Raw genomic sequence first — 3563 nt, 5'->3', positions numbered from 1 at the left:
CCTGCACGGTGACCTCGCCGAAGGACTTCGCCCGGCTGTTCCCGGGGACCGGCGGCGCGCTGTACGGACGGGCGAGTCACGGCTGGCGGGCGTCGTTCCAGCGTCCGCCGATCCGCACCAGGCTGACGGGTCTGTACCTGGCGGGGGGCAGCGCGCACCCGGGTCCGGGGGTGCCGATGGCGGCGATGTCGGGGCGTCTGGCGGCGGAGTGCCTGTTGGCGGACTGGGGCATCAGCGACCCAACACGGACGGCCCCGGGTTCGATCAGCCGGTCGCGCCGGGCGGCTACGTCTGGTGGTACGTCGACGCGCTGAGCGACGACGGTCAGCACGGCCTGACCATCATCGCCTTCATCGGGTCGGTGTTCTCGCCGTACTACGCCTGGGCCCGACAGCGCGCACCCGGCGGCGCGGCGGACCCGCTGAACCACTGCTCGATCAATGTGGCCCTCTACGGCGAGGGGCCGAACCGCTGGGCGATGACGGAACGTGGCCGCACCCGCATCGATCGCGGCGCGCGGCACTTCTCCGTTGGTCCCAGCGGGCTGCACTGGGATGGCCGGACGCTCACCATCCACCTCGACGAGATCGCCGCGCCGCTGCCACGCGCGGTGCAAGGGCGCGTGCGCGTCACCCCGCACGCGATGACGACCCAGGAGTTCGCGATCGATCACCAGGATCGCCACCACTGGTGGCCGATGGCCCCCACGGCGGAGGTTTCGGTCGCCTTGAACAAACCGGCCCTGTCCTGGCACGGCACCGGCTACCTGGACCGCAACCGCGGCGACGAACCGCTCGAAGCCGGTTTTCAGGAATGGGACTGGGCGCGCGCCCCGCTGCCCTCCGGCGGCACCGCGATCACCTACGACACCTTCCGCCGCGACGGCTCCGACCACGCGCTGTCCCTGCTCGTCAGGAAAGATGGCGGGATCGAACGGTTCGACAACGCCGTCCTCAACGATCTGCCGTCGACATCGATCTGGCGCATCCGCCGCAAGGGCCGCGCCGATGCCGGCCATCGGGCCTGCGTGTCGAAGACGCTGGAGGACACGCCCTTCTACGCCCGCTCGCTGGTCGAGACGCACCTGGCAGGCGAACCGGTGCGGGCGATGCACGAAAGCCTGTCGTTGACGCGCTTCGACACGCGGATCGTGCGCCTGATGCTACCCTTCCGAATGCCCCGTATCCGCGCCTGACCGGGGTTCACGGGAGCGGATGAAGGCGGACTCGCCCTCCCGTCCCTCGGCCGCCGCCTTGGCCTTATCTTCGCGCTCCATCTTTTTCAGCGAACGCAACTGCCAGATGCCGAAGCCGATCAACAGCCCGAAGACCGTCATCCCCTCCAGCAGCACAATCCAACCGCCATCCATGGCGCGTCTCCGCTGTTCGGATGGACGAACGGGGCTATTCCCTCTCCTTCAAGCGGCGAAGGCCCCTACGCAAGGTCGGGAACACACCCTCCAGGCGATATAGGCCGCCCCGAAGCTTCGGCCAGGATCGAGCCTACCCGCGTGCCTGGTCGCGCTGCTCCAGACGCATGAACAGGTCGATCACGAAGGCCGCGGCGCCCTCTTCGACGGGAGCGGACGCATCCGCTGCGTCCGGCTTGAAACCGTGCAGCGCGGGCAATGCCTCGTGCACGGCCTGAACCAGGAACCGGGTCTCCGGCAAGCAGGGATAGTCGCTGTAGTGCGCAACCGGCATCGGCCCCTTCAACGCGTCGACCATCAGCCCGACCTTGCGCATCGCCGGTACAACCGCCCGCCGGGACAAGGAATCGTGGCCTTGCCGGGCGACCTGATGGCCGATCGCCCGGTACAGACGGCTGGCGGCGGTGATGCCTGGGCGGCAGGAAGCCGGCAGCGCGGGAATGCCAGCTTCCGCACGCTGATACAGCTCCTCCGCGTGGGCTAGCAGCCGTTCCACCGTCCGCGCGACGCCCGGACCAAACCGTGGGTCGGCGAGCCAAGCGTCAGCGTCGATGCCTTCCGCCTCCAGCCAATCGATCGGCAAATAGACGCGCCCCTGGCGCGCATCCTCGCCAACGTCGCGGGCGATATTGGTCAGCTGCATCGCCACGCCGAGGTCAGTGGCCCGCGAGACGACCTCCGCCTGGCGCGCGCCCATCAGCATTGCGACCATCGCGCCGACCGCCCCGGCAACCCGGGCGCCATAGGCGCGCAGATCCTGAATCGTGCGGTAACGCCGCTCCTCGGCATCCCAGGCGAAGCCTTCCAACAGCGCTTCGGGCAAGGTCTGCGGGATCGCATAGGCGGCGACCACGTCGGCAAACGCCCGGTCCGCGGCGTTGTTGCCTGGGCGACCGTCATAAATCCACTGCAAGCGCTGGCGCAGTTCTGCGAGCGCGCGCGTGCGATCCGGGCGAGTGTCGACGGCGTCGTCCGCTTCCCGACAGAAAGCGTAGAGCCCGCGCGCCGGTTCCCGCACCCGGCGCGGCAGCACCAGCGACGCGGCATGAAAGCTGCGCGATCCGGTACGGATCGCCGCCGTCGCCGCTGCGGCATCGGCCGCGCGGAGGGTTGCGTCTCTAGGCGAATTCACTGGCATCGGGCACCACCTGGTCGAGCACGCGAGCGGACGAGAGGACTCCGGGCAAACCGGCACCGGGATGGGTACCGGCACCAACGAGGTATAGACCCTCGACGTCCTCGCTCTTGTTGTGGGGGCGGAACCAGGCGCTCTGTGTCAGTCGCGGCTCCAGCCCGAAGGCCGCGCCGCGCTCGGACAGCAGGCGGTCCTGAAAATCCTGCGGCGTGATCATGTGTTCGGACACGATGTTCTCGCGCAGGCCCGGCAACTCGGTGCGCTCCAGGAAATCCGCGATCCGCGCGCGATACGCCTGCGCCTGCTGCGACCAGTCGATCCCGGCATCCATGTGCGGCACCGGCGACAACACGTAGAAGCTATCGCAGCCGTCCGGCGCCAGCGACGGATCGGTCGCGGTCGGCCGGTGCAGATACAGCGAGAAGTCGTCGGCCAGGATTTTGCGCTCGAAGATGTCCTCGATCAGCTCCTTGTAGCGCGGGCCAAGCAGGATCGTATGGTGCGCCGTCTCCGAGTACTGTCGCTTGGTGCCGAAGTACCAGACGAACAGACTCATCGAGTAGCGCGCGCGGTCCAGCTTGCGGTCGGTCCAGCGCTTGCGGACCTGCGGCGGCAGCATCCGGCGGTAGGTGTAGGCGCTGTCGGCGTTGGAGACGACGATCTCGGCGGGAATGCGCTCGCCGGTCGTAAGGCGCACACCGGTCGCCCGGCCGTCCGCAACCTCGATCTCCTCGACCTGCGCGTGATAGCGGATCTGGTTGCCCTGCCCCTCCACCAGCTTCGCGAGACCGCTGGCCAGCCGGCCGGTGCCGCCCATCGCGAAATGGATACCCCAGTGCCGTTCCAGATAGGAGATCAGGCAATAGACCGAACTGGCATGGAAGGGGTTGCCGCCGATCAAGAGCGGATGGAACGACAGCATGACCCGCAGCCGCTCGTCCTTCACGTAGCGGCTGACCGTCTGATAGACGCTGCGGTCGCCGCGCAGGCGCATCAGAT

The 3563-nt window shown here is 68.4% G+C and carries 4 protein-coding genes; 1 reads left to right on the top strand and 3 read right to left on the bottom strand.

Features of this window, described 5'->3' with window-relative positions; translation table 11 throughout:
- The first annotated feature begins 208 nt into the window (after positions 1-208).
- The gene (locus tag CCR87_RS08570) at positions 209-1195 is read left to right on the top strand and encodes a carotenoid 1,2-hydratase (protein WP_244880654.1); all 987 of its coding nucleotides are present in this window, start codon (positions 209-211) and stop codon (positions 1193-1195) included.
- On the opposite strand, the gene CCR87_RS08565 is transcribed toward CCR87_RS08570, so the two are convergent.
- From CCR87_RS08565 to crtI, 3 genes are all read right to left on the bottom strand, one after another.
- Complete coding sequence (locus tag CCR87_RS08565; RefSeq protein ID WP_027289290.1) at positions 1163-1369, bottom strand: hypothetical protein; 207 nt, start codon at positions 1367-1369, stop codon at positions 1163-1165. The genes CCR87_RS08570 and CCR87_RS08565 overlap by 33 nt on opposite strands.
- Positions 1370-1502: 133 nt before the next feature.
- Positions 1503-2567 carry a phytoene/squalene synthase family protein gene (locus CCR87_RS08560; protein WP_081728747.1) on the bottom strand — a complete coding sequence of 355 codons (1065 nt, stop codon included), beginning with the start codon at positions 2565-2567 and terminating at the stop codon, positions 1503-1505.
- A partial coding sequence (crtI, locus tag CCR87_RS08555) for a phytoene desaturase family protein (protein WP_201157113.1) occupies positions 2548-3563 on the bottom strand: 1016 nt, incomplete at its 5' end. The genes CCR87_RS08560 and crtI, both read right to left, overlap by 20 nt.

This window comes from Rhodobaculum claviforme (assembly GCF_016653255.1).
Lineage (GTDB): Bacteria > Pseudomonadota > Alphaproteobacteria > Rhodobacterales > Rhodobacteraceae > Rhodobaculum > Rhodobaculum claviforme.
The sequence above is the reverse complement of the archived record's forward strand: the minus strand, read 5'-3'. Positions and strand labels throughout refer to the sequence as shown.

Excerpts from the sequence above, each read along its gene's own strand:
- CCR87_RS08565 (WP_027289290.1), bottom strand. The coding sequence starts at position 1,369 with ATGGATGGCGGTTGGATTGTGCTGCTGGAGGGGATGACGGTCTTCGGG.
- CCR87_RS08560 (WP_081728747.1), bottom strand. The coding sequence starts at position 2,567 with ATGCCAGTGAATTCGCCTAGAGACGCAACCCTCCGCGCGGCCGATGCC.